Genomic DNA, 23,894 nt, shown 5'->3' with positions numbered 1-23,894 from the left:
GCGTCTGCCGGGCGTCAGTCCGTACGGTGTCCTGACAGCAGGCCGGCGATCCGCTCGTGCAGCTCCTCGGGCACCCGGACGGACCAGCGGCCGGCGGCTTCGGCGCTCAGCTCCCGGCTCCACTGCCAGCCGCTCCGGGCCGCCGTGCGCACCTCTGCCTCCCGGGCGGCGGTGGTGGTGGCGATGTAGCGGTCGGTGTCGGCGGCGGGCAGGTCCTGCTCCAGGGCCCGGCTGGGGGTCAGCCAGTGGGCGGTGGAGTCGCGCAGGAGCCGGCACAACTTGAGCTGCAGCGGTGCGACGACCGAGTGCAACAGGCTGTGGGCGCGGGCCACTTCGCCCCGGGCCAGGACGTGGGCCAGCATCAGCGTCCAGTTGGCCAGTTCGTCGCAGAGCTGCTGGGCGGTGCCGGCCGGCTCCGGCGGGCGGAACGCGGCCAGGCGGCGGGCGGCCCGGGTGAGGCGGCCGGTGCGGTCCAGGAGGACGGCTGCCTCGGGTCGGGGCAGATGGACCATGCCCTCCCAGGCCGGGACCTCCTCGATGCCCTCACCGGCGGGCGTGATGTGGAACTCGCCGCGCATCAGGTCGTCGAAGACGACGGCGAGGATGCCGTACATGTTGGTGTACGCCAGCTCAAGCGGGGCGAGCTTCTCGAGGAACGCCCGGGCGTCGAAGTCGTCGAGGTGCTCGTCCTCGACGTACAGATACGCCTCGATGTCGGAGTGGGCGTCGGCCTCGCCGACCGTCCAGGAGCCGTAGAGGAGGACGCCTTCGAGCCGGGGTTCCGACTCGGCGAGCCGGCGCAGGCGGGCGATGCGGTCGTCCAAAGCGGGAGAGGCGGAGCGAAGGGACATGGGTGGCTGTCTCCTGAGTGAGCGCGCGGGCGCGTTGGATCGACGCCCGGCGTGTGCGGGGCGGATGGCTGCGGACCGTGCGGTCGGTTCAGGAGACGCCCATGGCGGGGAGTCTACGCGTTGCCGGTGGGTCAGGGGGTGACGATCGGGAAGCGGTGATCGGGGCGTTGCATGAGGCCGCCCAGGGTGATGAGCGCCGTGAGGTCGCCGTCCGGGACGATCCGACCGGCCGCGACGGCGTCGGGGAAGGTGGTCGCGCGGCCGACCACGGCGTCGAGCGTCGCGCGGGTCAGACGCAGGGTGAGGTGCGGCTTCTCGCCGCGCGGGGCGTCGCCGGGCATCGGGGTGAGGGCGCCGTTGGAGAGCAGCAGCGTCCAGACCTCGGCGGGGGCGTCCGGGGTGCCGTCGGTGATCTCCCAGCGCAGGAGGAGGCGTCCGGCCTCGGCGGCGCGCGGGCCGTCGATCCGTACGGCCATGGACTGGAAGATCTGCTCCGCGGTCAGCGCGGCGACCATGCCGGACCCGCCGCGGCCCGGGGCGCCGAGGACTCCGCCGCGCAGTTCGGCGGCGCCGGTGAGGTAGAAGTTGCGCCAGGGGCCGCACTCTGAGCCGTGGCCGAGGCGTTCTAGGGTGTCGGCCTGGAGGGCGCGGGCCTCGGCGTGTTCGGGTTCGGCGAAGACGACGTGGTTGAGCACCTCGGCGACCCAGCGCAGGTCCCCGCGGTCGTAGGAGAGACGTGCCTTGGCGACCACGGCGTCGGCGCCGCCCATGAACTCGGTGTAGCGGACGGCGGCTTCGCGGGGCGGGTGCTGCCACAGGTGTGCCGGGTTGCCGTCGAACCAGCCCATGTAGCGCTGGTAGACGGCCTTGGCGTTGTGGTTGAGGGAGCCGTAGTGGCCGCCGATGTGGGTGCGTTGTTCCAGCGCGGGCGGGAAGCGCAGTTCCTCGGCGATCTCGGCGCCGGTGTGTCCGGCGTTGATGAGGCGTACGCACTGGTCGTGCAGGTAGGCGTAGGCGTCGCGCTGTTCCTCCAGGAACCGCAGGGCGCGCTCCTGGCCCCAGGTGGGCCAGTGGTGGGAGGCGAAGACCACGTCGGTGGTGTCGGCGAACAGGCGCAGGGTCTCGGTGAGGTAGCGGGCCCAGGCGCTGGGGTCGCGGACCAGGGCGCCGCGCAGGGTGAGGACGTTGTGCAGGGTGTGGCAGGCGTTCTCCGCCACGCACAGCAGCCGCAGGCCGGGGAAGTGGACGTTCATCTCCGCCGGGGCCTCGGTGCCCGGGGTGAGCTGGAAGACCATGCGGATGCCGTCCACGGTCTCGCTCTGGCCGGTGGTGCGGACGTCGAGGTTGGGTGCGATGAGGCCGACGCTGCCCAGGGACGTGGTCTGGCCGAGGCCGCAGCCGATCTGCCCCGCGGGTCCCTTGGGCAGGGCGGCGCCGTACATGTAGACGGAGCGGCGTGCCATGGCGGGGCCGGTGATGACGTTCTCGCCGGCGGCGTGTACGAGGAAGCCGGCGGGTGCGATGACCGGGAGCCGTCCGGCGGAGGCGTCCTCGGGGTCGGCGACGCCGTGGACGCCGCCGAAGTGGTCGACGTGCGAGTGGGTGTAGAGGACACCGGTGACGGGGCGGTCGCCGCGGTGCTCCCGGTAGAGGGCGAGTGCGGCGGCGGCCACCTCGGCACTGATCAGCGGATCGATGACGAGGACGCCGCGGTCGCCCTCTACGAAGGTGACGTTGGACAGGTCCAGGCCGCGGACCTGGTAGACGCCCGGCACCACCTCGTACAGGCCCTGCTTGGCGGTCAGGCGGCTCTGCCGCCACAGGGACGGGTGCGCGGTGGGCGGGCAGTCGTCGTCCAGGAACGCGTAGGCGTCGGCGTCCCAGACGGTGCGGCCCTCGGCGTCGCGCACCACACCGGGGCTGAGCCGGGCGATGAAGCCCCGGTCGGCGTCGGCGATGTCCCGGTGGCCGTCGGGGAGGTGGGCGGAGGGGGTGGCGGGCATGGTGATTCCTCGGTTGGGGGGGCGGTCAGGCGAGGGTGGCGAGACCCTTGGCGATGCCGTTGCGCTGGATCTCCGACGTGCCGGTCAGCACCCGGAACATGCGCATCTTGCGGAACAGGTACTCGATCTCGTGGCCCTGGGTCAGTCCGTCCTTGCCGTGGATCTGCACCGCCTCGTCGAGCAGCCGGAAGGCCGACTCGGCGACGAAGAGCTTGCACATGAACGCCTCGGTGCGCACGTCCTCGCCCCGGTCGAGGGCGGCCAGCGCGGTGTAGGTCATGGAGCGGGCCGCGTAGAGGCCGGCGGCCATGTCGGCGAGCTTGTGCTGGATGGCCTGGAGGGCGAGCAGGGGCCTGCCGTTCACCGTGCGGGTGAGGGCACGGTCGCGGGTGAGGTGGAGCGCGCGGCGGGCGGCGCCGATGGCCGAGGGACAGTGCAGGAGGCGGTTGACGGTGACGCGGCCCAGCGCGATGCGCAGCCCCTTGCCCTCCTCGCCGAGGAGGTTGGCGGCGGGGACGCGGCAGTCGTCGAGGACGATGTCGCTTTCGATGTGTTCCCCGGACATGGGGGTGGCGCCGTCGGTGACCCGGCAGCCGGGGCTGTCGAGGTCGAGCAGGAAGGCGGAGTAGGACTCCTCCTCCGTGCCGGCCATGCGCGCGACCACGATGGCGAAGTCGGCGAAGGGGCCGGCGGAGCTGAACACCTTGTGGCCGGTGAGCCGGTAGCCGTCGCCGTCCCTCACGGCGGTGGTGCGCATGGCCCGCACGTCGGAGCCGGCGTCCGCCTCGGTGAGGGAGAAGCAGCAGGCGCGTTCACCGCGCACCAGCGGCAGCAGGTAGGTGCCGAGCTGGTGCTCGGTGGCGTGGCGGAGGATGTCGCCGGCGCGCAGCGGGCCGCCCATGTCACCGAGGACGCTGTGCCCGAGGACCCGTCCGGAGGCGGCGATCTCCTCCTTGAGCACCGCGAGTTCGGTGTACGTCAGGCCCTGGCCGCCGTACGCCTCGGGGAGGTGGATGCCGTAGAAGCCGAGTTCGCGGCAGCGTTTCCAGACCGGTTCCAGGTCGGCGCGGGTGAGGCGGGAGGTGTGGGTGATGCCGTTGTCGTGTTCGTACTGGGCGAGTTCGCCGTCCAGGTAGCCGCGCAGTCGCTCGACCAGGTCGGCCAGGCGCGGGTCGTCGGGGACGGGGCGGAAGGAGAAGGTCATGGGGGCGGGTCTCCGGGGAGTTCGGTGCGGGGCGGTGGCTTCGCGGCGGCTCGGTGCTGGGCGCCGGGTTCGCGGCGGCTCGGTGCTGGGCGCCGGGTTCGCGGGAGCTCGGTGCGGGGCGGCGGGTGTCGGGGGCTCGGTGCGGGGCGGCGGGTGTCGGGGGCTCGGCACGGTTCAGTGCACGCGGCGAGTGGCGTGCGTCCAGTACGGTTCGCGGACGGCCTTGCGGTCGAGCTTGCCGTTGCGGTTGTGCGGGAGTATGCCGACGAAGTCGACGGAGCGCGGTTTCTTGAAGCGGTCCAGCCGCTCGGCGCAGAAGTCGGCCAGTTCCTCGGCGGTGACCGGGGTGCCGGGGCGGGTGACGACGACGGCCTTGACCGCCTCGCCCCACTTCTCGTCCGGGACGCCGATCACGCAGGCCTCCTGTACGGCGGGGTGCTCGTACAGCACGGTCTCGACCTCGGTGCTGTAGATGTTGAAGCCGCCGGAGATGATCATGTCCTTCTTGCGGTCCACGAGGAACAGGTAGCCGTCCTCGCGCATCCAGGCGAGGTCGCCGGTGTGCACCCAGCCGTCGCGGAAGGTCTGGGCGGAGAGTTCGGGTGCCTGCCAGTAGCGGCGGACGCAGTCGGGTCCGCGCACGATGATCTCGCCGACCTCGCGGGGCGGGAGCTGGCTGCCGTGCTCGTCGACCACCCGGACCTCGGTGTCGTAGGCGGCCCGTCCGCAGGACTGGAGCAGCTCGGGGTCGTCGGTGACGGCGCGGGCGATGTCGGCGCCGGACATGCCGGCCACCACGCTGGTGGTCTCGGCCAGGCCGTACCCCTGGGCGACCACGGGGCCGAACAGGGCGACGGCGTCGCGCAGTCGCTGCGGCGAGACGGGTGCCCCGCCGACACGGACGCTGGTGAGACTGGACAGGTCGCGGCCGGCGGCGCCGGGATGGGCCAGTACGGCGTTGAGCATCGCGGGCACCAGGAACGTGGCGGTGATGCGCTCGCGCTCGACGGTGTCCAGGAACGCCTCGGCGCTCCAGCCGGGCAGCACATGGGTGGTGGAGCCGCCGAAGACGCCGGCGAGCAGCACCATGCCCGTGGCGTGGGTGATCGGACCGCAGGCGAGGTAGCGGGTGTCGGGACGGGGGCGCGACTCGTCGTTCATGAGGGTCTTGCGCATGTTGGCGAGCCGGTTGCCGAAGGTCTGCACCGCCGCCTTGAGCGAACCGGTGGATCCCGAGGTGAAGTTGAGGACGGCGGGCGCGTCCTCGGCGGTCTCCACGGCCACGGTCTCGGTGCCGCCCTCGGCGATCAGGCCGTCGTACGACAGGGAGGTGCCGCGCGCCCCGTCGTCGGACGCGGAGGCGTCGAGCGCCACGGGGAGGCAGTCGGTGCCCGCCGCCGCCACGGCCGCCAGGGCGTCCTCGCGGTGGGCCTCGTCGAAGACGAGGACGCGTACGGGGGCGTCGCGCAGGATGTGCTCGATCTCCGCGCGGCCGAGCCTGGCGTTGACCGGCACCCGGATCAGCCCGGCCTTGTACAGCGCGAACTCCACCTCCACCAGTTCACCGCGGTTCCAGGCCAGAGAGGCCACGGCGTCGTCGGGGCCGAGTCCGCGCCGGACGAGCGCGGAGGCCAGCCGGTTCGCGCGCTCCTCGAGGCGGGCGTAGGTCCAGGTGCGGTCGCCGCAGACCAGCGCGGGGTGTTCGGGCCAGTGGCGGGCGCTGCGGGTCAGGTAGTTGCCGAGGTTCAACGACGGACTCCCATACGAGAACATGAACTCGATGAATGTTTCCAGACAGGTTGTTCGGTAACGCTTGAGCTGTCAAGAGTACGTAGACTGACTGCCGCTCGGGCGGACGCGGACCGCCGGGCCGAGAGGGACGGGACACCGGACAGGGAGACGGACGACGGGGATGGCCGAGGACCGACGCATTCGCAAGACGCGCAGGGCGCTGCGCGACGCCCTGGTCGGACTCGTCCTGGAACGGGGCTTCACGGCGCTGAGCGTCGAGGACATCACCCAGCGCGCGGACGTGGCGCGGGCGACCTTCTACAGCCATTTCCGGGACAAGGACGAGTTGTTCGCCCGGGTCACCCGGGACCTGCTCGACGAACTCGACGAACGGCTGCGCCCGGCGATGGCGGAGACCGCGGTCGGCTTCACCGGCAGGCCGGTGCTGGAGATGCTGCGGCACGCCCGGCAGGAGCGCGACCTGTACCGGATCGTGCTGCGGGGCGAGGGGGACGGCAAGCCGCTGCGGATGTTCACCGAGGCGTGCGCCCGCGTCGCCGCCGAGGAGTTCCGCGGCCGCTCCGAGCGCAACGACGTCAAACCGCGGATCGACGCCGAACTCCTGGCCCGGGTCTGGGTCGGTGAGCAGGTGTCGGTGCTCCAGTGGTGGGTGGAGCACGAGACCCCGCCGCTGCCGGCCGAGGAGGTCGTGCGCATGCTGCTCGACTTCGCGCTGCACGGCCGGTACTGGGCCACCGGGTTCGACCGGCCCGAGTGACGGCGGACCGCCCGCCCCCGCCCGCCCGGCCCCAGGGCCTGTCCGGCAGTTCCCGTCTGCCGCCCCTCGGGCGACGACGGGGACTGCCGGACAGGCCTCACCCGCCGAGGGCGCGGGCGTCGCGGTCCGGGCGGATGGCGAGCATCGCGACCGTGCCGCACACGGCCATCACGGCCGCGGACAGCAGGAAGGCGATCGAGTAGCCGGTCGCCTCGGAGGCCGCGCCGCCCACCAGGCGGCCGGTGAGGTAGGGCACGAACATGCCCGGCAGTGTGCCGGTCGCCGCGACCACGCCGAAGACGGCGCCGCGCCGGGTCGCGGGGACGACGGCCGCCGTGGTCACGTAGTGCAGGGGGATCGCCACCGCGTGGGCGGCGAACGCCACGGCCACCAGCACCAGTTGCGCCGCGCGCTGCTCGGCGAACGGCAGCAGGGCGAGCGCCGCGCCGGACACCAGGACCGCCGCCCCCTGGGCGAGCCCGTCGGCGGCGGGGCCGGCCCGGCCGCGCCGCTTGCGCCGGTCGACGAGGGCCGGGACGGTCAGCAGCAGGAGCAGGCTGAGCACCGAGACCGCGCTGAGGGCGACCGACGCGGTCGACGCGGCCAGGTCGAGCTGGGTCTGCAGGTAGACCGGCAGCCAGGCACTGGAGATCGCGAGCGCCCAGTGGGACCCGAAGGCGGAGAGGACGCTGCCCACGACGGTGCCGCTGAGCAGCAGCCGGGACAGCAAAGGCGCGGGCGTCCGGGCCGCGGGCCGGGAGGCGTCCCGCTCGGGTGCGGCCTCCCCCGCGGCACCGGCGTACGGGCCGTCCTTGCCTACGGCGTACCAGGCCAGGCACCACGCGGCGCTGGTCAGCGCCAGCGCGACGAAGGCCGAACGCCAGCCCAGGTGCACGATGAACCAGGTCAGCACCGGAGCCGCGACGGCGGTGCCCAGGGCCGCGCCGCCGATCTGCAGGGCCGAGGGCATCCCGCGCCGCCCCGGCGGGAACCAGCCGTAGAGGGTGTGCATGGACATCGACGCGGCGGGCCCCTCCGCGGCGCCCAGCATCAGCCGCCCCACGACGAGGGCCGGGACGGTCGCCACCAACGCCGGCAGCTGGGCCACCGCCCACAGCGCCGCCATCACCAGGAGCATGGTGCGCGTCGACCAGCGGGCCGACAGCAGCCCGACGACCAGCCCCGAGACGCTGAACAGCACGTAGAACGAGCTGGAGATCAGCCCGTAGGTGCTCTCGTCGATGCCGAGTTCGTCCATGAGCGGCACCGCGGCGAGGCCGAGCACGGACTTGTCCGCGTAGTTGATCATCATGAAGACGACGACCATCACGAGGATCAGCCAGGCGCGGCGCCGGTCGTACGCGGTCGGGTCCGGGGGCCGCGGGGCCGGGGGACGTCGGGACGGGAGGGGGCGAACGACCACAGCGGCTCCAGGTGGCTACCGGACAAGTCGACGGACGAGTTGATGAGCGCGAGATAATGGACGCTCTGTCCATTAACCTTCGTCTAGTCCGGCAAGGTAGTTCGCGTCTTCCGTGGGGTCAACGGTCAGGAGTGGGCCTTCGTACGGGCGGAGGCGGCCGTACGGCTTGGCCGGCTCTGCCCGTTCGGGCATCGCTTCGTGCCTCGGCGTCCCGTGTGGTCCGCCGGAACCGGGCGTTACCCTCCGTCCGTGAGCATCACGTCCCGGCGGGCGGCCGGGTGAACGACGAACGACCGGAAGAACATCCCGGGCAGCAAGGACGGCAGGAGCCGGCGCCGAGGCGCAGGCGCCGCGGTCCGGGGCCCTTCACCCTGCTGGTGCTCCCGGGCCTGGTGACCGTCACCGGCGTCGCCGCGTTCCTGGCGTTGACGGGCGGCCTGCCGACGCCGTGGCCCCAGGACGCGAAGGCGGAGCAGGCGGCGGTCGACATCGACCCGTCCTACATTCCCTGGCTGCGCAAGGCGGCCTCGGCCTGCACGGTCCTGGAACCGTCGGTACTCGCCGCGCAGATCGACCAGCTCTCCGGCTGGAGCGACGACACGGACGAGCTCTCGGGCCAGAAGGGCATCGCCGCCTTCACCGACAGCGAGTGGCGGACCTGGGGCGGGGACGACGACGGCAACGGAGACCCGTCCCCCCGTGATCCGGCGGACGCGATCATGGCACTCGGCCGGCAGGACTGCGCCCTGGCCGAGAAGGTGACGGAGCTGCGCACCGAGGGCAGGGTCAACGGGGACCTCGTCGACCTGACCCTGGCCGCGTACGCGGAGGGAACGGACGCGGTGACGCAGGCGGGGCGCGTCCCGTCGGCGGCCGCGGCCTACCTCGCCGAGGTGGAGGCGCTGGTCCCGCGCTACCAGGCGCTCGACCGGGCCGACTCCGCCGGCGGCGCGGGCCGGGCGGCCGGAGCGCTCCTCGCCGCCCCGGTGAGTCCGCTCACCATCACCTCGCCGTACGGCTCGCGGGAGCACCCGCTGACCGGCGTGACCAAACTGCACACCGGTGTGGACTTCGCCGCGCCCCAGGGGACGGCGGTCGCCGCCGCGAGGCCGGGCCGCGTCGTGTTCGCCGCGCCGACCACGGCGTACGGCAACCGCGTGGTGATCGACCACGGGACCATCGAGGGCAAGCGGCTGGAGACGACCTACAGTCACCTGTCGTCCCTGGAGGCCGCCGTGGGCCGGTCCGTGGAAGCCGGGACGACCATCGGCCGGGTGGGCTCGACCGGCTTGTCCACCGGCCCCCACCTGCACTTCGAGGTGGTCCTCGACGGCTACTACACCGACCCGCGCCCCTGGCTGGCCCCCGGAGGCTAGAACCGGTCCGGTGCCGTGTCGCCGCACCCGGCACGCCGGGCGCGTTTGATCCGCCGGATACCGTCCAGGGTCAGAGCATGACCGAGTCGAAGCGCGAGACAGAGCGAAAGTACGAGCCGTCCTCCTCAGGCCTCGGCGGGCTGCCGGACCTCACCGGTGCCGGGCCCGTGGCCTCGGTCACCGCGTCGGGGCCCGAGGAGTTGGACGCGGTGTACCACGACACCGCCGACCTGCGGCTGGCCGGCTCCTCGGCGACGTTGCGCCGGCGCACGGGCGGGCCGGACGCCGGCTGGCACCTGAAGCTGCCGCTCGCCGGGGACACGCGGGAGGAGATGCGGGCACCGCTGTCGGACGAGGTGCCGGACGCGCTGCGCGCGTTGCTCCTGTCCCGCACCCGCGGCGCTCCCCTGCGTCCGGTGATGCGGATCCGGTCGACCCGTTCCGTGCGGCACCTGCGGGACGCCCAGGGCGCGGTGCTGGCGGAGCTGAGCCTGGACGAGGTGCGCGCCAACTCGCTGCTGCCCGGCGGCGGCCGTGCCGAGTGGCAGGAGGTGGAGGCCGAACTCGCCGACGGGGTGGGGGCCGGGCTGTTCGACACCGTGGAGAGGAAGTTCCGCAAGAAGGGGATCAACCGGGCGGACAGCCCTTCGAAGTTCGTCCGGGCACTGCGGGACACCGGAGCCGCGGCGGAGGGTGCGCGGCGCCCCGGGTACGCCACCGCGGCGGCTCCCGGGTCTCCCGGCCGGTACGTGCTGACGTACCTGGAGGAGCAGGTCGCGACCCTCGTGGCCCTGGACCCGGCCGCCCGGCGCGATCTGCCCGACGCGGTGCACCGGATGCGGGTCACCTGCCGCCGCCTGCGCAGCTGCCTGCGCTCCTACCGGTCGGTGCTGGACCGGCGGGTCACCGATCCGGTGCGCGCGGAACTGAAGTGGCTCGCCGGTGAACTGGGGTTGGCGCGGGACCAGGACGTGCTGCGAGAGCGCCTGACCGCCGGGCTCGCCGCGCTGCCCGGCGACCTGGTGCTCGGTCCCGCCGCCGCCCGGCTGCGGGTGTGGGACGTGTCGGAGGGCGAGGAGGGCAGGACGCACACCCTCGAGGCCCTGGCCTCGGACCGCTATCTGCGTCTCCTGGACGCGCTGGAGGGTCTGCTGCGGCAGCCGCCGCTGCGCGCCGGGGCCGCGGGGAAGCCCGCCCGGACGATGGCCCGGGCGGTGCTCAAGGAGTACGACCGCCTGGCCGGGCGGGTGGACCACGCACTGGAACTGCCGCCGGGGGCCGACCGGGACGCGGCGCTTCACCAGGCGCGCAAGGAGGCGAAGAAGCTGCGTTACGCCGCGGAGGTCGCGCGTCCGGTGCTCGGCAAGCCCGTCAAGCGCCTCGGCAAGCGCGCCAAGGGGCTCCAGCAACTGCTGGGCGACCACCAGGACTCCGTCGTCGCCCAGGAGACGCTGCGGGAACTGGCGGTAGCGGCGCACGCGGCCGGCGAGACCGCGTTCACCTGGGGAGTGCTGCTCGGCCAGGAGCGGGCGGGGGCCCGGGCGCGGGAGGAGGCGCTGCCTTCGGTGTGGCGTACGGTGTCGGAGCCCGCGCTCCGGGCCGCCCTGGCGCCCTGACGACGGGCCCGGCCGACGCCTGGGAGGCCGGCCGTTCCCGTCCGCTCCGTCCGGTCAGGCGGCCCGCGCTCGCGGCCGCGTCCGGACCCGCTCCGCGCGTGCGGGCGCGGGCGCCGTCGCCCCGGCCCGTACGGCGGTGACGCGGTGGGTGGTCCGGGCCGGGTCGGTCAGCGGCTCGCCCAGGGCTATCCGGCCGGCGGCGTACAGCCTGTCGCACTCGGCGGTGGGCAGCGCCGCGTAGCAACCGCCCCGGCCGGTGGCCGAGTCCAGCGGCCGCCAGTAGCTGTATCTGCGCCGGCCGCCCTCGCGCACGGTCACGAACACGGGGGTGCGCGCGTCGGCGACGATGCGCAGGACGTCGGCCTCGGCGGTGCTGAGCGGGCCGCACGGGCGGGGCCCGCGGCGACGGGTCGCCCGTGGGTCGGCGGTCTGCGCGTGAACGGCGGTAAGCGGCATCGGCTGCGGCCTTTCCGGGACAGGGGACTCGAGACCGCCTACCCGCTCCGGCCGGTATTGATCTCGCTTGCCCGCATTGTTGTGCACGGCACTGACAATGGGGACCCGCTCCGCCGGGGAACCACGGGTCAGGCCTTCGACGGGGCCGCGGGGCGCACCGGGTGGGGGTTGAGCCGGGCGAAGCCCTCCTGGCGCTCGTAGGGGAAGTACGGGTAGGGGGCCGTCCGCGCGCTCGCCGCGTCGAGCCTGGCCACCTGCTCCTCGGTCAGGCTCCAGCCGACGGCGCCGAGGTTCTGCCGCAGCTGCTCCTCGTTGCGGGCGCCGATGATGACCGAGGAGACGGTCGGGCGGCGCAGCAGCCAGTTGATCGCGATCTGCGGCACGGTCCGGCCCGTCTCCTCGGCGACGGCGTCCAGGGCGTCGACCACGCGGAACAGGAGCTCGTCCGGCACGGGCGGGCCGTAGTCGGCGGTGGCGTGCAGCCGGCTGCCGGCCGGGAGCGGGGTGCCGCGGCGGATCCGGCCGGTGAGCCGGCCCCAGCCGAGCGGGCTCCAGACCACGGCACCGACGCCCTGGTCGAGACCGAGCGGCATCAGCTCCCACTCGTAGTCCCGGCCGACGAGGGAGTAGTAGACCTGGTGGGCCGCGTAGCGCCGGCGCCCGTGCGTGTCGGCGTCGGCCAGTGACTTCATCAGCTGCCAGCCGCTGAAGTTGGAGACCCCGGTGTAGCGGATCTTGCCGGCCCGTACGAGGTCGTCGAGGGTGGCGAGCACCTCCTGGACCGGGGTGCCGGCGTCGAAGGCGTGCAACTGGAAGAGGTCGATGTAGTCCGTGCCGAGGCGGCGCAGGGCCCCGTCGACGGCGGTGATCAGGCGTGTGCGCGAGGTGCCCGCGTCGGCCGGACCGTCGCCGGTGGGCAGCCCGGCCTTGGTGGAGAGGATCACCCGGTCGCGCCGGCCCCGGATCGCGGCGCCCAGCACCTCCTCCGACGCTCCGCCGGAGTAGACGTCGGCGGTGTCGAACATGTTCAGCCCGGCCTCCAGGCAGATGTCCACCAGCCGGCGGGCCTCCGCGGCGTCCGTGGTGCCCCAGGCGCCGAACAGCTCGCCCCGGCCGCCGAAGGTGCCCGCTCCGAAGCTCAACTCGGGCACCATGAGGCCGGACGCTCCCAGTCTCCTGAATTCCATGACCGTCTCCCCTTCGTCACGCGTCACTCTAACGGGACGAGCATCCCGTTAAGATGTTGAGAGACTAACAGGAGTGAGCGACTAATGGAACCGGAGTACCGTTATGGCGTCTGAAGCCGCGAACCCGGGCAGCGTCCGTCCCGGCGGGCGCACCGCGCGCGTACGCTCCGCCGTCCTGCGGGCCGCGGGTGACGCGCTGGCCGAGCACGGCCTGGCCGGGCTCGACCTCGCCGACGTGGCCCGTCGTGCGGAGGTCGGCAGGACGACCGTCTACCGGCGCTGGGGGACTCCGGTCGCCCTCGTCGCCGACCTGCTCGCCGACATGGCGGAACAGTCGCTCCCCCGCACGGAGACCGGCACCCTCCTCGGCGACCTGCGCGCCAACGCCCGGCTCGTGCGGCGCACCCTGGCCGACCCGCGCCAGGGCGCGCTCTTCAAGGCGGTGATCGCCGCGGCGACCTGCGACACCCGCGCGGCGGCAGCCCTGCACCGGTTCTACGAGACCCGGGTCGCGGAGTGGGCGCCCTGCGCCCGGCAGGCCGTCGAGCGCGGCGAGCTGCCGGCGGGCACCGACGCCCGCGAGGTGATCCGCGCCGTCTCCGCACCCCTGTACTACCGCCTGCTGACCACCGACGAGGCTCTCGACGAGGCGGCGGCGGACCGCGCCGCCGACGCCGCCGCGGCGGCGGCGCGAGCGGGAGCCTTCGTCACACCGGCGGACTGACGGGCCGCCGGGCCGTCCGGCGGGCACCCGGAACGCGCCATTGCCGCCAGGACGCCGGACAGCCGGCACGGCGCGGGGCCGCGCGCCCCCCGACCCCGCCCTGTAGTGCGCCGACAGCGGCCGCCACACGCCGTGACAACGTCATCACAACTCCTTCACCAGACGCACACTTCCGGCCGGGCCTCGTTCCGCACCCTCCGGACGGTGCAGACGGGGCGGCCGGGCCGTGCTTAATCTCCCGGGCCATGCGATCCACACGAACGAGACGCCTCGGTCTCGCCACGATCATCGCCCTCGCCCTCGCCCTGTTCGGCCTCGCGCCCTCCGCGAGCGCGGCCGAACCCGCCCCGGCCGAGCTGACGTTCACCACCGACGCGGCGACCACGCAGCCGGGCGGCACGGTGAACCTGTCGATGACGATCAAGAACAACAAGACGTACGACATCTGGTTCGTCTACCAGACGATCGACCCGACCTGGCTGACCACCCAACGGCCCGACCTCAAGTACGCCTTCACCGGATGCAGCCTGGCCTCGGAGGCCGGCGCCGTCCCGTGCACCGGCACCGGACCCGCCAACCTCGGCACCAACTACGGAGCGACCATTCCGCCCGGCCAGAGCCGCACCGTCACCCTGACCCTGCAGGTCGCCGCCGACTCCGGCTGCAACGGCAACATCGGCTTCTACTCGTACTTCTACGTCGAGTTCAGCGACAGCACGAGCGTCAACGGCGGCCCGGTCCACACGCCCGAGACCCGCGTCCTGTGCGCCTGACCGCGACGGCGCGACTGACCTGATCTCGCTCCGGCCCCGGTTGGCGCACTGGTCGAGACCACTGACACCAGGCGGCCCCGGAAGCAGCACTTCCGGGGCCGCCGCTCGGCGACTCGCGGCAGCACAGGGGCTTGATGCCCCGTCCGCCGCACACGGCCGACGCGTCGGCCGACCGCTCACGACCGTGCCCGTTACGGGCACATGGACACACGCACTTTTCCGTCAAGTTCCGCAGCGGGCACACAAAAGCTCCACACGCGCATCACTATGTGACGCGACGGAAACGTCGACGACCGGCGTCTCAGGGGGGCGACGGCGTGGTCACGGGGAGGAGCGGGCTCCGGCAGGAGCCTGTCCGCCCCTGCCCGGGGGAGGGAATCACACCGCATGAAGCGGACCATACGCACCACGGCGCTCGCAGTGGGCGCGCTGATCGCGTCGCTCGCTCTACCGGCCGGGCCGGTACATGCCGACGCACCGGCCCCGCGCATCGACCTGCGGGTGCTGGTCGTGACCGACGGCGGCCCGGCCACCGACGCCGTCGCCGCCGAACTGGAGACCGCGGGCACGCCGTACACGGAGGTCGACCTGCGGGACGCCGGCCGGCCCGTGATCGACGCGGAGTTCCTCGCGGACACCGTGGACGGACGTCCGCGCGCCCGGTTCCAGGCCGTCGTCCTGCCCAACGACAACCCCTTCCCGACGGGCTCCGCCGAGATGACCGCGCTCGCCGACTACGAACGCGCCTACGAGATCCCGCAGGTCGACGCCTACACGTACGCCCGCCCCGAGGTCGGACTCCAGCCCGCCGTCGGCGCCGGGTACGCCGGCAGCGTCGACGGTGTCCGAGCCGAGGTGACCGAGGCGGGGCGGTCCGGGCCCTTCGGGTACCTGGACGCAGCGGTGCCGTTCGAGGACAACTCCCCCACCGTGGGCGAGTCCTACGCCTACCTCTCGACACCCGCCCCCGGCGCCGACTTCGTGCCCTACGTCCAGGCCGCGATCCCGGGGCGGCCCACGAAGGGCTCGCTGGTCGGCGAGTACCGGCACGACGGGCGGCGCGAACTGGTCGTCACCTTCGTCTACAACCGGCACCAGCAGCAGTTCCGGCTGCTGGCCCGGGGCATCGTGGAGTGGATGACCGGGGGCGTCCACCTGGGCGCCGACCGCAACTACTTCGCCGTGCACGTGGACGACGTCTTCGCGGCCGACGACCGCTGGGACACCGAGCTCAACTGCACGCCGGGCGACGTGGACTGCCCGCCGGGCGAGGGCACACCGAACCCGATCCGCATGGTCCCGGCCGACGTCGACCACGCCACCGCCTGGCAGGAGAGCCGGGACTTCACCCTCGACCTCGCCTACAACGGCTCCGGGAGCGTCGACCACCGCCAGGACAACGGTGGCGCGGACCCGCTCGCCGACAAGCTGATCGCCGACCGCGGCCGCTTCCGCTGGATCAACCACACCTACACGCACGCCTTCCTGGGCTGCCGGCAGGACGTCACCGTCGTGCCGTGGAAGTGCGCGACCGACCCCGACGGCAGCACCCAGTGGGTCAGCCGGAACGAGATCGCCGACGAGATCGCCACCAACCGCGTCTGGGGCGAGACGGCCGGACTCCCCCAGAGGAACGACGAGTTGGTGACGGGCGAGCACTCCGGCCTGAAGGTCACCCCGCAGCAGCCCGAGGACAACCCCAACCTGGGCCCCGCCCTCACGGACACCGGCATCGCCTGGCTCGCCTCGGACAACTCCCGCGACCCCGTCCAGCGGCGGGTCGGCAGCGCCACGACGGTCTCCCGCTACCCGATGAACATCTTCTACAACGCGGGCCGGGCGGCCGAGCAGGTCGACGAGTACAACTGGATCTACACCAGCCGCGCCCAGGGCGGCAGCGGCATCTGCGAGGACAACCCCGCGACGTCCACCTGCCTGTCCGCCCCGCTGGACCCGGCCACCGGCTACGCAGGGCACATCGTGCCGCTGGAGACGCGGATCGCGCTCGGACACGTCCTGTCCAACGATCCCAGGCCGCACTTCATCCACCAGTCGAACCTCGCCGAGGACCGCATCGCCTACCCCGTCCTGGACGGCGTACTGGGGGGCTACGACAGCCTGTTCGCCGACAGCGCCCCCGTGGTGAACCTCCGCATGGCGGACATCGGCGTCGAGATGCGGCGCCGCGCCGCCTGGCGGAACGCGGTCGACGCCGGACAGGTCACCGCCTACCGCGTCGGCGACGCCGTCACCGTGCGGGCACCCGACGGGGTGGCCGTGACGGCGACGATGCCCGAGGGCACCCGGCAGGGCGGCACGGGCTTCGGCGACGCCTACGCCGGCGCGCTCTCCGGCTGGACGAACACGTCCGGCGGAACGCTCGCCCTCACCCTCCCGCCCTCGGCCGCCGTGCCCGGCGACGGGGTCACCCTCCCGGCCGACCGGACCGGCCCCGCCGTCCCCACCGCGCCCCGCACCCGGGTGCCGGCCGGCGTGACCGAACCGGTGCCGTACGGCGCACAGCGCTGAGCACGGCACGTCACCGGAGGACCGCACACCCACCTCGGCCGTGGAGCACAGCCATGCACGTTCCCCACGGCGCGCGACGCTCCGGCGCGTCGCGCGTCACCCTGCTCACCGAAGGCACCTACCCGCACAGTCACGGCGGCGTGAGCGTCTGGTGCGACCAGCTCGTCACCGGCATGCCCGACCTCGACTTCGACGTCATCGCCGTCACCGGCACCGGCCGTGAACCGGTGGTCTGGGACGTTCCGGCGCACGTCGGCCGGGTCGTCTCCGTCCCCATGTGGGGGGCCGCTCCCGACGGGCGCGCTCCCCGGCGGCGCCGGGCCGACCGGCTCGCCGCCGACTACGAGCGGTTCGTGACCGCGCTGCTCGATCCGCGTGCCGAGGACGGGTTCGCTCCCGCCCTGTACCGGCTGGCGCGGGCCGCCGCGGACGGCGTGCTCAGCCCGTTCCTGCGGGGCGACCGGGCGATCTCCGTCCTCACTGCGGTCTGGAACCGGCCGGGGCTGCCCGTGCGCGAGGCCCGGCCCTCCCTGCACGACGCGGTGACCGCGACCGCGCTGCTGGAGCACGCCCTGCGTCCGCTGGCCGCGCCGTACCCGGAACAGGGCGTGGCGCACGCGGTCAGCGGCGGTGTCGCCGTGCTGCCGGGCCTGGCCGGGCTGGAACGTCACGGGGTGCCCCTGCTGCTGACGGAGCACGGCGTCTATCTGCGCGAGCGCTACCTCGGCTACCGCACCGCCCCCTACCGCTGGCCGGTCAAGGCGCTCCTGCTGGGCTTCTTCCGGCTGCTGGCCGAGGAGACCTACCGGCGGGCCGCCCTGATCACCCCGGGCAACCGCTACAACCGGCTGTGGGAGGAACAGGGCGGCGCCGCGCCCCAGTCCATACGCACGGTCTACAACGGCGTCGACCCGGCGGCGTTCCCGCCGGCCGGGCCCGAGCCCGCGCGACCCGTGCTCAGCTGGGCCGGGCGGGTCGACCCGATCAAGGACCTGGAGACCCTGATCCGCGCCTTCGCCCTGGTGCGGGCCGAACTGCCCGACGCCAGGCTGCGGTTGTTCGGCGGCACGCCACGCGGCGGCGAGGCCTACCGGGACCGCTGCGAGGCGCTGGCGGCGGAGCTCGGCCAAGGGGACGCGGTCGCCTTCGAGGGCCGGGTCGAGGACATCAAGGACGCCTACGCCGCCGGAAACGTGGTGATGCTGTCCAGCATCAGCGAGGGCTTCCCGTTCACGCTGATCGAGGCCATGTCGTGCGGGCGGGCGACCGTCTCCACGGACGTCGGCGGCGTCCGGGAGGCGGTCGGCGGCGCCGGGCTCGTGGTACCGCCGCGCGACCCGGCCGCCATGGCCGCCGCGGCGCTGGAGCTGCTGCGCGACGCCGGGCGGCGCCGGGCGATGGGCGAGGCGGCCCGGCTGAGGGTGATCGAGCAGTTCACCCTCCGCCAGACCATCGACACCTTCCGGTCCGTCTACCTGGAGCTGTCGGCGTTCGGCGGCGCGGCCACGCCCGCCTCCGTCACCGACGGCGCGTTCGCGGCGGCGGGCGGGACACCGGTGGGGAGTGCGACCGGATGAGCGGACCCATGGCCCTCGAACCGGGCGGCCCGGAACAGGACACGCTGGCGCTCCGGCTCGCGACCGGACGCGCCCCCGCCGTGCGCGGGTCCGACCAGCACACGCTCGCCCTGGTCCGCCCCGGCCACGACGTCCGGCGCGAGGCGGTCGACCGGCTGGCCGCCGAACTCGCCGACCGCGTCGCACCCGCCGTCCATCCGTACGAGGTGGCCGCGCTGCTGGAGTCCGAGGGGCTGACCGGCGAGGTGATCGCGCAGCGGTACGGGCACCGCGACCTGTTCTCGCTCGCCACGGCACTGTACGAGCGGGTGCCGCGCAGCTTCCCCGACCCTCCGCGCCCCGCCGACCCCTGGCGGCCCGACCACGTGCGGTGCGCGCTGCGGGGCGCGTTGTTCGCGCTGCCGGGCCTGGCCTACGCGCTCGCGGGGCACCTGCTGCCCGCCGAGGGGACGGTACGGGCCCTGGTGGTGGCCGGCCTCCTGTCCTGGGCGTGGAACCAGGCGCTGGGCCACCGGGCGTACCTGCGGCTGACGACCGGGCGGCGGGAAGCGGGCCGCACCCTCGCCAAGGGAGCGCCCGTGGGCGCCCTCGCGGCGACCGCGGCCGGGGTGTGGCTCGCCGGGTCCGGGGCGGCGGCCCTCGCGGTGACGGCGCAGTCGGGGTATCTCGCGGCGGCCGGGGTGCTGCTGGTGCTGGGCCGGGAGCGGCTCCTGCTGGCCGCGCTCGCGCCGGTGACCGCCGGTGCGGCGACGCTGCCGTGGTGGGATCCCGGCGACGTCCTGCGGGCGGGGCTGCCCCTGCTGTCCCTGCTCGGCGCGGTGACCGCGGCGGGGTGGGCGCTGCGCGGCGCGCTCGGCACCGCGCCGGCCCCCAACGCCGCCCGCCCGCACCCGCTGGGCTCGCTGCCGTACGGCCTGTTCGGGCTGGCCGCCGGGTCGCTGGTGTTCCTGGCGGGGCGTCACCACCCGTGGGCGGTGGTCGTGCTGACGCTGAGCATGGGACCGGCGGAGTGGCTGCTGTACCGGTACCGGGGCCTGTCGGTGGCCGCGCTGCGGAGCACCGCCACCCCCGCCGGCTTCCGGGTGCGGTCCGCCGCCGTCCTCGCCGGCTGTCTGCTGGCCTACCTCGGCCCGCTGCTGCCCGCCGCGCTGCTGGTGGACGCCGATCCCGTCACGCTGCTGCTGCTCGCGGCGGTGCTGTGGACGTCCCTGCTGCTCCAGGCCTTCGGGGTGGCCTGGCTGCCGGCCGTCCTGTGCCTGACGGCGGCCGCCGGCACCGGCACGGTCCTCCTGGCCGGGCTCCCGCCGGGTCCGGCGACGGCCCTGGCCCTGTGCTGCGGCGGCGCGGCGCTCTGTCTCACCGCGAGCGTGCTGCGGCTGCTGGGCCGGCCGGCGGCCCATGCGTGAGACCCGCGGCGCCACCGCCGTACCGCCACCGGACACGAGCGGTCCGCCGCCCGCGCCTCACAACCCAGCGATCCACCCGCCCGTCCACCGACCGGAAGGACCCCGCGTGACCGCCACACCGCTCGCCGCCGTCACCGGAGCCGAGGGCTTCATCGGCTCCCACCTTACCGAGGCGCTGGTCGCCTCCGGGCACCGCGTGAGGGCCATGGCGCAGTACAACTCCTTCTCCTCCTACGGCTGGCTGGAGACCCTCTCCCCCGACGTCCTCGACCAGGTCGAGATCGTCCTCGGCGACGTCCGCGACCCCGGCTCGGTCCGCCACCTCGTCGAGGGCGCCGACTGCGTCTACCACCTGGCCGCGCTCATCGCGATCCCGTACTCCTACCAGGCACCGCACAGCTACGTGGACACCAACGTCACCGGCACCCTGAACGTGCTGGAGGCGGTGCGCGCCCAGGGCACGCCCCGGCTGGTGCACACCTCCACCAGCGAGACCTACGGCACCGCGCGGACCGTGCCGATCACCGAGGAGCACCCGATCCACACCCAGTCGCCGTACGCCGCGTCCAAGGCGGGCGGCGACCGGCTGGCGGACAGCTACCACGCCAGTTTCGACACGCCGGTGGTGACGCTGCGGCCGTTCAACACCTACGGGCCCCGCCAGTCGATGCGGGCGGTGATCCCGACGGTCATCGGGCAGGTGGCGGCCGGGGAGCGGACCATCACCCTCGGCGACCTGCGCCCCACCCGGGACTTCACCTTCGTCAAGGACACCGCGCAGGCCTTCCTCGCCGTCGGCACCGCCCCCGCCGAGCGGGTCGTGGGCCGTACCTTCAACGCCGGTACCGGTGGCGAGATCTCCGTCGGCGACCTGGTCGCGCTCATCGGCAAGGTGATGGACACCGCGCTCGACGTACGGGAGGACGAGCGGCGGTTGCGGCCCGCGAACTCCGAGGTGATGCGGCTGGTCGCGGACGCGACCCGGCTGCGCGGGGCAACCGGCTGGGCTCCGGCGCACGACCTGGTGCAGGGCCTCGCGCAGACCGTGGAGTTCTTCCGCGACCCGGCCAACCTCGCCCGCTACAAGACCGGCATCTACAACATCTGACCACGTCCGGCACACGTCCACCGAGGGGGAACCTCATGCACGCAGTGATCCTGGCCGGCGGCAAGGGCGTCCGGCTGCGGCCCTACACCACCGCGCTGCCCAAGCCGCTCGTGCCCATCGGCGACCAGCACGCCATCCTGGAGATCGTCCTGCGCCAGCTCGCCTCGGCCGGCTTCACCGGCTGCACGGTCGCGATAGGCCACCTCGGCGAGATCATCCGCGCCTACGTCGGCGACGGCTCGCAGTGGGGCCTGACCGTGGACTACTCGACCGAGGAGAGCCCGCTGGGGACCATGGGCCCGCTGCTCACCATGCGCGAGCGGCTGCCGGAGCACTTCCTGGTGATGAACGGCGACATCCTCACCGACCTCGACTACGCCGACGTACTGAACCGGCACCGAGCCTCCGACTCGCCGCTGACCATCGCCACCTACGCCAGGAAGGTGCACATCGACTTCGGCGTCCTGACCACGGACGCGAGCAGGGTCGTCGCCTTCACCGAGAAGCCGAGCATGGACTACCGCGTCTCCATGGGCGTGTACGGGCTGTCCCGGTCGACGCTCGACGGGTACACGGCCGGACTGCCCCTGGGCTTCGACGAGCTGGTGCTCGACCTGCTGAAGTCGGGCAACCCGCCGCACGCCTACGACTTCGACGGCTACTGGCTCGACATCGGCCGCCCCGACGACTACGACCGGGCCAACGCGGAGTTCACCAGCCGCAAGTCCCTGCTGCTCAAGGGAGCCTGAGCACCGCATGCGCATCCTCGTCCTGGGTTTCACCGGCTATCTGGGCGGCCACGTCGCCGAACGGCTGCACGCCCTGCCCGGCGCGCGGGTCCTCGGCGGCGGCCGCTCCCCCGCCGCCGACCTGCCCGTCGACCTGGCCACCGACACCGTCGAACGGCTCACGCGGGTGCTGGCGGCGGCGGACGTCGACACCGTGGTCAACTGCGCGGGCGCGACCGGCGGTGATCCGGTGACGCTCGCCGAGGTCAACGCCCGCGGTCCGGCCGCGCTGTGCGCGGCGCTGCGCCGGGCCCGTCCCGCGGCCCGCCTGGTCCACCTGGGGTCGGCCGCCGAGTACGGTCCGGGCACGGAGCGTGTCCCGGTGCCGGAGTCGGCGCCGACCCGGCCCCTGACCGCCTACGGCGCCACCAAGCTGGCGGGCACCGTCACCGTCGCCGCCGCGGAGCTGGACTCCGTGGTCCTGCGGGTCGGCAACCCGGTGGGGCCCGGCGCGCCGGTCACCTCTCTGCCCGGCCGGGTCACCGGTCTGCTGCGCGCGGCGGGCACGGACCCGGACGCGGAGCTGCGGCTGGGCGACCTGTCGGCGTACCGGGACTTCGTCGACGTACGCGACGTCGCGCGGGCCGCCGAGCGCGCGGTGACCGCCACCGGTCCGCTGCCGTCCGTGCTGAACGTCGGCGGCGGCGAGGCCGTGCCGGTGCGCCGGCTGGTGCGGACGCTCGCGGGCGTCGCCGGCTTCCGCGGCCGGATCGAGGAACAGGGCGCGGGCTCGGCACGCTCGGAGCGGGTGTCCTGGCAGTGCTCCGACATCACCGCCGCCCGCACCGCCCTCGACTGGCGGCCGTCGTACTCGCTGGACGAGTCACTGGCCGCCCTGTGGTCGGCCGGCGCCCCGTCCCGGCCCCCGGAAGGCGACCGTCCGTCGTGAGCCTGCTGATCCCGCTGTACGTCCACCCGGCCGAGGACCCGGGCTCCTGGCACCGGCTCGTCAGGGCGGCCGACCGCACGTACGGGGTCGTCCTCAACCCCGCGAACGGCCCGGGTGACGAGCCCGACCCCGCCTTCGCCTCGGTGGCGTGCGCGCTGCGCGCGGCGGGCGCCCGGCTGCTCGGTTACGTCGACACGGACTACGGCACGCGGGCGGCGGCGGAGGTCGCCGAGGACGCCCGGCGGCACCGGGAGTGGTACGGGGCCGACGGGTGCTTCCTGGACCGGGTGAGTGCGGCGGCGACCGAACTCGCCGCGTACCGGGCGATGGTGCGCGCGCTGCGCCGACGGGGCTCGGCGACCGTCGTGCTCAACCCGGGGGTCCATCCCGCACCGGGCTATGCGCGGATCGCCGATCTCCTGGTCACCTTCGAGGGGCCCTGGCCGGTGTACGTGTCCGCGTTCAGCCGGCCGGACTGGACGCTGCGGCACCGGCCGGAGCGGATGTGCCACCTGGTGTACGGGGTGCCGGAGGCGCTGGCACCGCTCGCCGTGCGCACCGCGCGGGAGCGTGGGGCGGCGGTGTCCGGGCCGGTGCCGGGAGAGCTGCCCAATCCGTGGGCGCGGCTGACTCCCGTACTGACCGGAGCGCGGTCATGAGGCGGCGCGGGCGGGCGTTCGCCGCGACGCTGACCGCACTGGCCGCCCTGGTGGTGGCCGGGTGTTCCGGTACGGACGGTCCACCGCCACCGGAGCCGTCCGCCACCGAGGTGTGGCGGCCCCGGCCGGGACTGGCCTGGCAGTGGCAGCTCGACGGGCGGGTCGACCCGTCGGCCGACGTCCCGGTCTACGACATCGACGGCTTCGAGAACGACGCGTTCGACGTGGCGCGGCTGCACCGGGCCGGCCGCAAGGTGATCTGCTACGTCAACGTGGGTGCCTGGGAGGACTTCCGTCCCGACCGGGACGCCTTTCCCCGGTCCGTGCTGGGCGAGCCCAACGGCTGGCGGGGCGAGCGCTGGCTGGACATCCGCCGGCTGTCCGTACTGCGGCCGATCATGGAGCGGCGGTTCGACATGTGCCGGGACAAGGGCTTCGACGCGGTGGAGCCCGACCTGGTGGAGGGCTACGCCGAACAGACCGGCTTCCCGCTGACCGCCCGGGACCAGCTGGCGTACAACCGCATGATCGCCGCCATCGCCCACGAACGCGGCCTCGCGGTGGGCCTGAAGAACGACCTGGCGCAGATTCCGCAGCTCGTGGACGACTTCGACTTCGCCGTCAACGAGCAGTGCGCCGAGTACGGCGAGTGCGCGCGGCTCGCTCCGTTCACGGCGGCGGGCAAGGCGGTCTTCCACGTGGAGTACGGCGAGCCGACCCGGCGCTTCTGCGCCGAGTCGCGCAGGCTCGGGCTGTCGTCGATGCGGAAGCGGCCGGAACTCGGGGTCTGGCGCGAGCCGTGCTGACGGTGGCGCC

The 23,894-nt window shown here is 73.9% G+C and carries 20 protein-coding genes; 13 read left to right on the top strand and 7 right to left on the bottom strand.

The window, feature by feature from the left end; genetic code table 11:
* Window positions 1-14 precede the first annotated feature (14 nt).
* From M6G08_RS23695 to M6G08_RS23680, 4 genes are all read right to left on the bottom strand, one after another.
* A complete protein-coding gene (locus M6G08_RS23695) occupies window positions 15-851 on the bottom strand; it encodes a nucleotidyltransferase domain-containing protein (protein ID WP_272589179.1) in 837 nt (278 codons plus the stop codon).
* Window positions 852-982: 131 nt separating this feature from the next.
* Window positions 983-2,854, bottom strand: coding sequence for an alkyl/aryl-sulfatase (locus M6G08_RS23690; protein WP_272589178.1), 1,872 nt, complete (start codon window positions 2,852-2,854; stop codon window positions 983-985).
* A gap of 25 nt (window positions 2,855-2,879) precedes the next feature.
* Window positions 2,880-4,058 carry an acyl-CoA dehydrogenase family protein gene (locus M6G08_RS23685; protein WP_272589177.1) on the bottom strand — a complete coding sequence of 393 codons (1,179 nt, stop codon included), beginning with the start codon at window positions 4,056-4,058 and terminating at the stop codon, window positions 2,880-2,882.
* 174 nt (window positions 4,059-4,232) lie between these two features.
* On the bottom strand, window positions 4,233-5,807 hold the full coding sequence (locus tag M6G08_RS23680) for a class I adenylate-forming enzyme family protein (RefSeq protein WP_272589176.1): 1,575 nt from the start codon (window positions 5,805-5,807) through the stop codon (window positions 4,233-4,235).
* Between the two features lie 163 nt (window positions 5,808-5,970).
* Here M6G08_RS23680 and M6G08_RS23675 point away from each other — a divergent pair, with 163 nt between their 5' ends.
* Window positions 5,971-6,567: a TetR/AcrR family transcriptional regulator gene (locus M6G08_RS23675; RefSeq protein WP_073726989.1), complete on the top strand. Its 597-nt coding sequence runs from the start codon at window positions 5,971-5,973 to the stop codon at window positions 6,565-6,567.
* A gap of 97 nt (window positions 6,568-6,664) precedes the next feature.
* Here M6G08_RS23675 and M6G08_RS23670 read toward each other — a convergent pair whose 3' ends face one another.
* Complete coding sequence (locus M6G08_RS23670; protein ID WP_272589175.1) at window positions 6,665-7,990, bottom strand: MFS transporter; 1,326 nt, start codon at window positions 7,988-7,990, stop codon at window positions 6,665-6,667.
* A 278-nt stretch (window positions 7,991-8,268) separates the two neighbouring features.
* On the opposite strand from M6G08_RS23670, the gene M6G08_RS23665 reads away from it, so the two are divergent.
* Together M6G08_RS23665 and M6G08_RS23660 are read left to right on the top strand one after the other, a co-directional pair.
* Window positions 8,269-9,366, top strand: coding sequence for a M23 family metallopeptidase (locus M6G08_RS23665; protein ID WP_272589174.1), 1,098 nt, complete (start codon window positions 8,269-8,271; stop codon window positions 9,364-9,366).
* Between the two features lie 77 nt (window positions 9,367-9,443).
* The gene (locus M6G08_RS23660) at window positions 9,444-10,982 is read left to right on the top strand and encodes a CYTH and CHAD domain-containing protein (protein WP_272589173.1); all 1,539 of its coding nucleotides are present in this window, start codon (window positions 9,444-9,446) and stop codon (window positions 10,980-10,982) included.
* A 54-nt stretch (window positions 10,983-11,036) separates the two neighbouring features.
* Here M6G08_RS23660 and M6G08_RS23655 read toward each other — a convergent pair whose 3' ends face one another.
* Entirely contained in the window at window positions 11,037-11,438 is a 402-nt protein-coding gene (locus tag M6G08_RS23655) for a hypothetical protein (RefSeq protein ID WP_272589172.1), read from the bottom strand.
* 128 nt (window positions 11,439-11,566) lie between these two features.
* Window positions 11,567-12,625 (bottom strand): aldo/keto reductase, encoded by a 1,059-nt coding sequence (locus M6G08_RS23650; RefSeq protein ID WP_272589171.1) that lies wholly within the window; start codon window positions 12,623-12,625, stop codon window positions 11,567-11,569.
* A 103-nt stretch (window positions 12,626-12,728) separates the two neighbouring features.
* Between M6G08_RS23650 and M6G08_RS23645 the strand changes: the two genes are divergently transcribed.
* The 10 genes from M6G08_RS23645 to M6G08_RS23600 all read left to right on the top strand — a co-directional run bounded on the left by M6G08_RS23645 (window position 12,729) and on the right by M6G08_RS23600 (window position 23,884).
* Window positions 12,729-13,349, top strand: a complete 621-nt coding sequence (locus tag M6G08_RS23645) for a TetR/AcrR family transcriptional regulator (RefSeq protein WP_272589170.1) — start codon at window positions 12,729-12,731, stop codon at window positions 13,347-13,349.
* A 245-nt stretch (window positions 13,350-13,594) separates the two neighbouring features.
* Complete coding sequence (locus tag M6G08_RS23640; RefSeq protein ID WP_272589169.1) at window positions 13,595-14,122, top strand: COG1361 family protein; 528 nt, start codon at window positions 13,595-13,597, stop codon at window positions 14,120-14,122.
* A gap of 387 nt (window positions 14,123-14,509) precedes the next feature.
* Window positions 14,510-16,651, top strand: coding sequence for a hypothetical protein (locus M6G08_RS23635; protein WP_272589168.1), 2,142 nt, complete (start codon window positions 14,510-14,512; stop codon window positions 16,649-16,651).
* A gap of 53 nt (window positions 16,652-16,704) precedes the next feature.
* Window positions 16,705-18,228: a GT4 family glycosyltransferase PelF gene (pelF, locus tag M6G08_RS23630; RefSeq protein WP_272589167.1), complete on the top strand. Its 1,524-nt coding sequence runs from the start codon at window positions 16,705-16,707 to the stop codon at window positions 18,226-18,228.
* Entirely contained in the window at window positions 18,225-19,634 is a 1,410-nt protein-coding gene (locus tag M6G08_RS23625) for a hypothetical protein (RefSeq protein ID WP_272589166.1), read from the top strand. Before pelF ends, M6G08_RS23625 begins: the two co-directional genes overlap by 4 nt.
* Window positions 19,635-19,740: 106 nt before the next feature.
* Window positions 19,741-20,742 (top strand): SDR family NAD(P)-dependent oxidoreductase, encoded by a 1,002-nt coding sequence (locus tag M6G08_RS23620; protein WP_272589165.1) that lies wholly within the window; start codon window positions 19,741-19,743, stop codon window positions 20,740-20,742.
* Between the two features lie 35 nt (window positions 20,743-20,777).
* Window positions 20,778-21,491, top strand: coding sequence for a nucleotidyltransferase family protein (locus M6G08_RS23615; RefSeq protein WP_272589164.1), 714 nt, complete (start codon window positions 20,778-20,780; stop codon window positions 21,489-21,491).
* A gap of 7 nt (window positions 21,492-21,498) precedes the next feature.
* Window positions 21,499-22,419: an NAD-dependent epimerase/dehydratase family protein gene (locus M6G08_RS23610; protein ID WP_272589163.1), complete on the top strand. Its 921-nt coding sequence runs from the start codon at window positions 21,499-21,501 to the stop codon at window positions 22,417-22,419.
* Window positions 22,416-23,078, top strand: a complete 663-nt coding sequence (locus M6G08_RS23605) for a spherulation-specific family 4 protein (protein WP_272589162.1) — start codon at window positions 22,416-22,418, stop codon at window positions 23,076-23,078. The genes M6G08_RS23610 and M6G08_RS23605 overlap by 4 nt, the downstream gene beginning before the upstream one ends.
* Window positions 23,075-23,884, top strand: a complete 810-nt coding sequence (locus M6G08_RS23600; protein WP_272589161.1) for an endo alpha-1,4 polygalactosaminidase — start codon at window positions 23,075-23,077, stop codon at window positions 23,882-23,884. Before M6G08_RS23605 ends, M6G08_RS23600 begins: the two co-directional genes overlap by 4 nt.
* Window positions 23,885-23,894: the final 10 nt, after the last annotated feature.

Source organism: Streptomyces sp. M92 (assembly GCF_028473745.1).
In the GTDB taxonomy this organism is placed as follows: domain Bacteria; phylum Actinomycetota; class Actinomycetes; order Streptomycetales; family Streptomycetaceae; genus Streptomyces.
This window is presented reverse-complemented; position numbering and strand designations above follow the sequence as displayed.

What these genes read in the sequence shown, in the direction of transcription:
- M6G08_RS23655 (WP_272589172.1), bottom strand. Translation starts at nt 11,438, where the DNA reads ATGCCGCTTACCGCCGTTCACGCGCAGACCGCCGACCCACGGGCGACC.
- M6G08_RS23685 (WP_272589177.1), bottom strand. Translation starts at nt 4,058, where the DNA reads ATGACCTTCTCCTTCCGCCCCGTCCCCGACGACCCGCGCCTGGCCGAC.
- M6G08_RS23650 (WP_272589171.1), bottom strand. Translation starts at nt 12,625, where the DNA reads ATGGAATTCAGGAGACTGGGAGCGTCCGGCCTCATGGTGCCCGAGTTG.
- M6G08_RS23695 (WP_272589179.1), bottom strand. Translation starts at nt 851, where the DNA reads ATGTCCCTTCGCTCCGCCTCTCCCGCTTTGGACGACCGCATCGCCCGC.
- M6G08_RS23660 (WP_272589173.1), top strand. Translation starts at nt 9,444, where the DNA reads ATGACCGAGTCGAAGCGCGAGACAGAGCGAAAGTACGAGCCGTCCTCC.
- M6G08_RS23600 (WP_272589161.1), top strand. Translation starts at nt 23,075, where the DNA reads ATGAGGCGGCGCGGGCGGGCGTTCGCCGCGACGCTGACCGCACTGGCC.
- M6G08_RS23625 (WP_272589166.1), top strand. Translation starts at nt 18,225, where the DNA reads ATGAGCGGACCCATGGCCCTCGAACCGGGCGGCCCGGAACAGGACACG.
- M6G08_RS23635 (WP_272589168.1), top strand. Translation starts at nt 14,510, where the DNA reads ATGAAGCGGACCATACGCACCACGGCGCTCGCAGTGGGCGCGCTGATC.
- pelF (WP_272589167.1), top strand. Translation starts at nt 16,705, where the DNA reads ATGCACGTTCCCCACGGCGCGCGACGCTCCGGCGCGTCGCGCGTCACC.
- M6G08_RS23645 (WP_272589170.1), top strand. Translation starts at nt 12,729, where the DNA reads ATGGCGTCTGAAGCCGCGAACCCGGGCAGCGTCCGTCCCGGCGGGCGC.
- M6G08_RS23610 (WP_272589163.1), top strand. Translation starts at nt 21,499, where the DNA reads ATGCGCATCCTCGTCCTGGGTTTCACCGGCTATCTGGGCGGCCACGTC.
- M6G08_RS23615 (WP_272589164.1), top strand. Translation starts at nt 20,778, where the DNA reads ATGCACGCAGTGATCCTGGCCGGCGGCAAGGGCGTCCGGCTGCGGCCC.
- M6G08_RS23675 (WP_073726989.1), top strand. Translation starts at nt 5,971, where the DNA reads ATGGCCGAGGACCGACGCATTCGCAAGACGCGCAGGGCGCTGCGCGAC.
- M6G08_RS23640 (WP_272589169.1), top strand. Translation starts at nt 13,595, where the DNA reads ATGCGATCCACACGAACGAGACGCCTCGGTCTCGCCACGATCATCGCC.
- M6G08_RS23690 (WP_272589178.1), bottom strand. Translation starts at nt 2,854, where the DNA reads ATGCCCGCCACCCCCTCCGCCCACCTCCCCGACGGCCACCGGGACATC.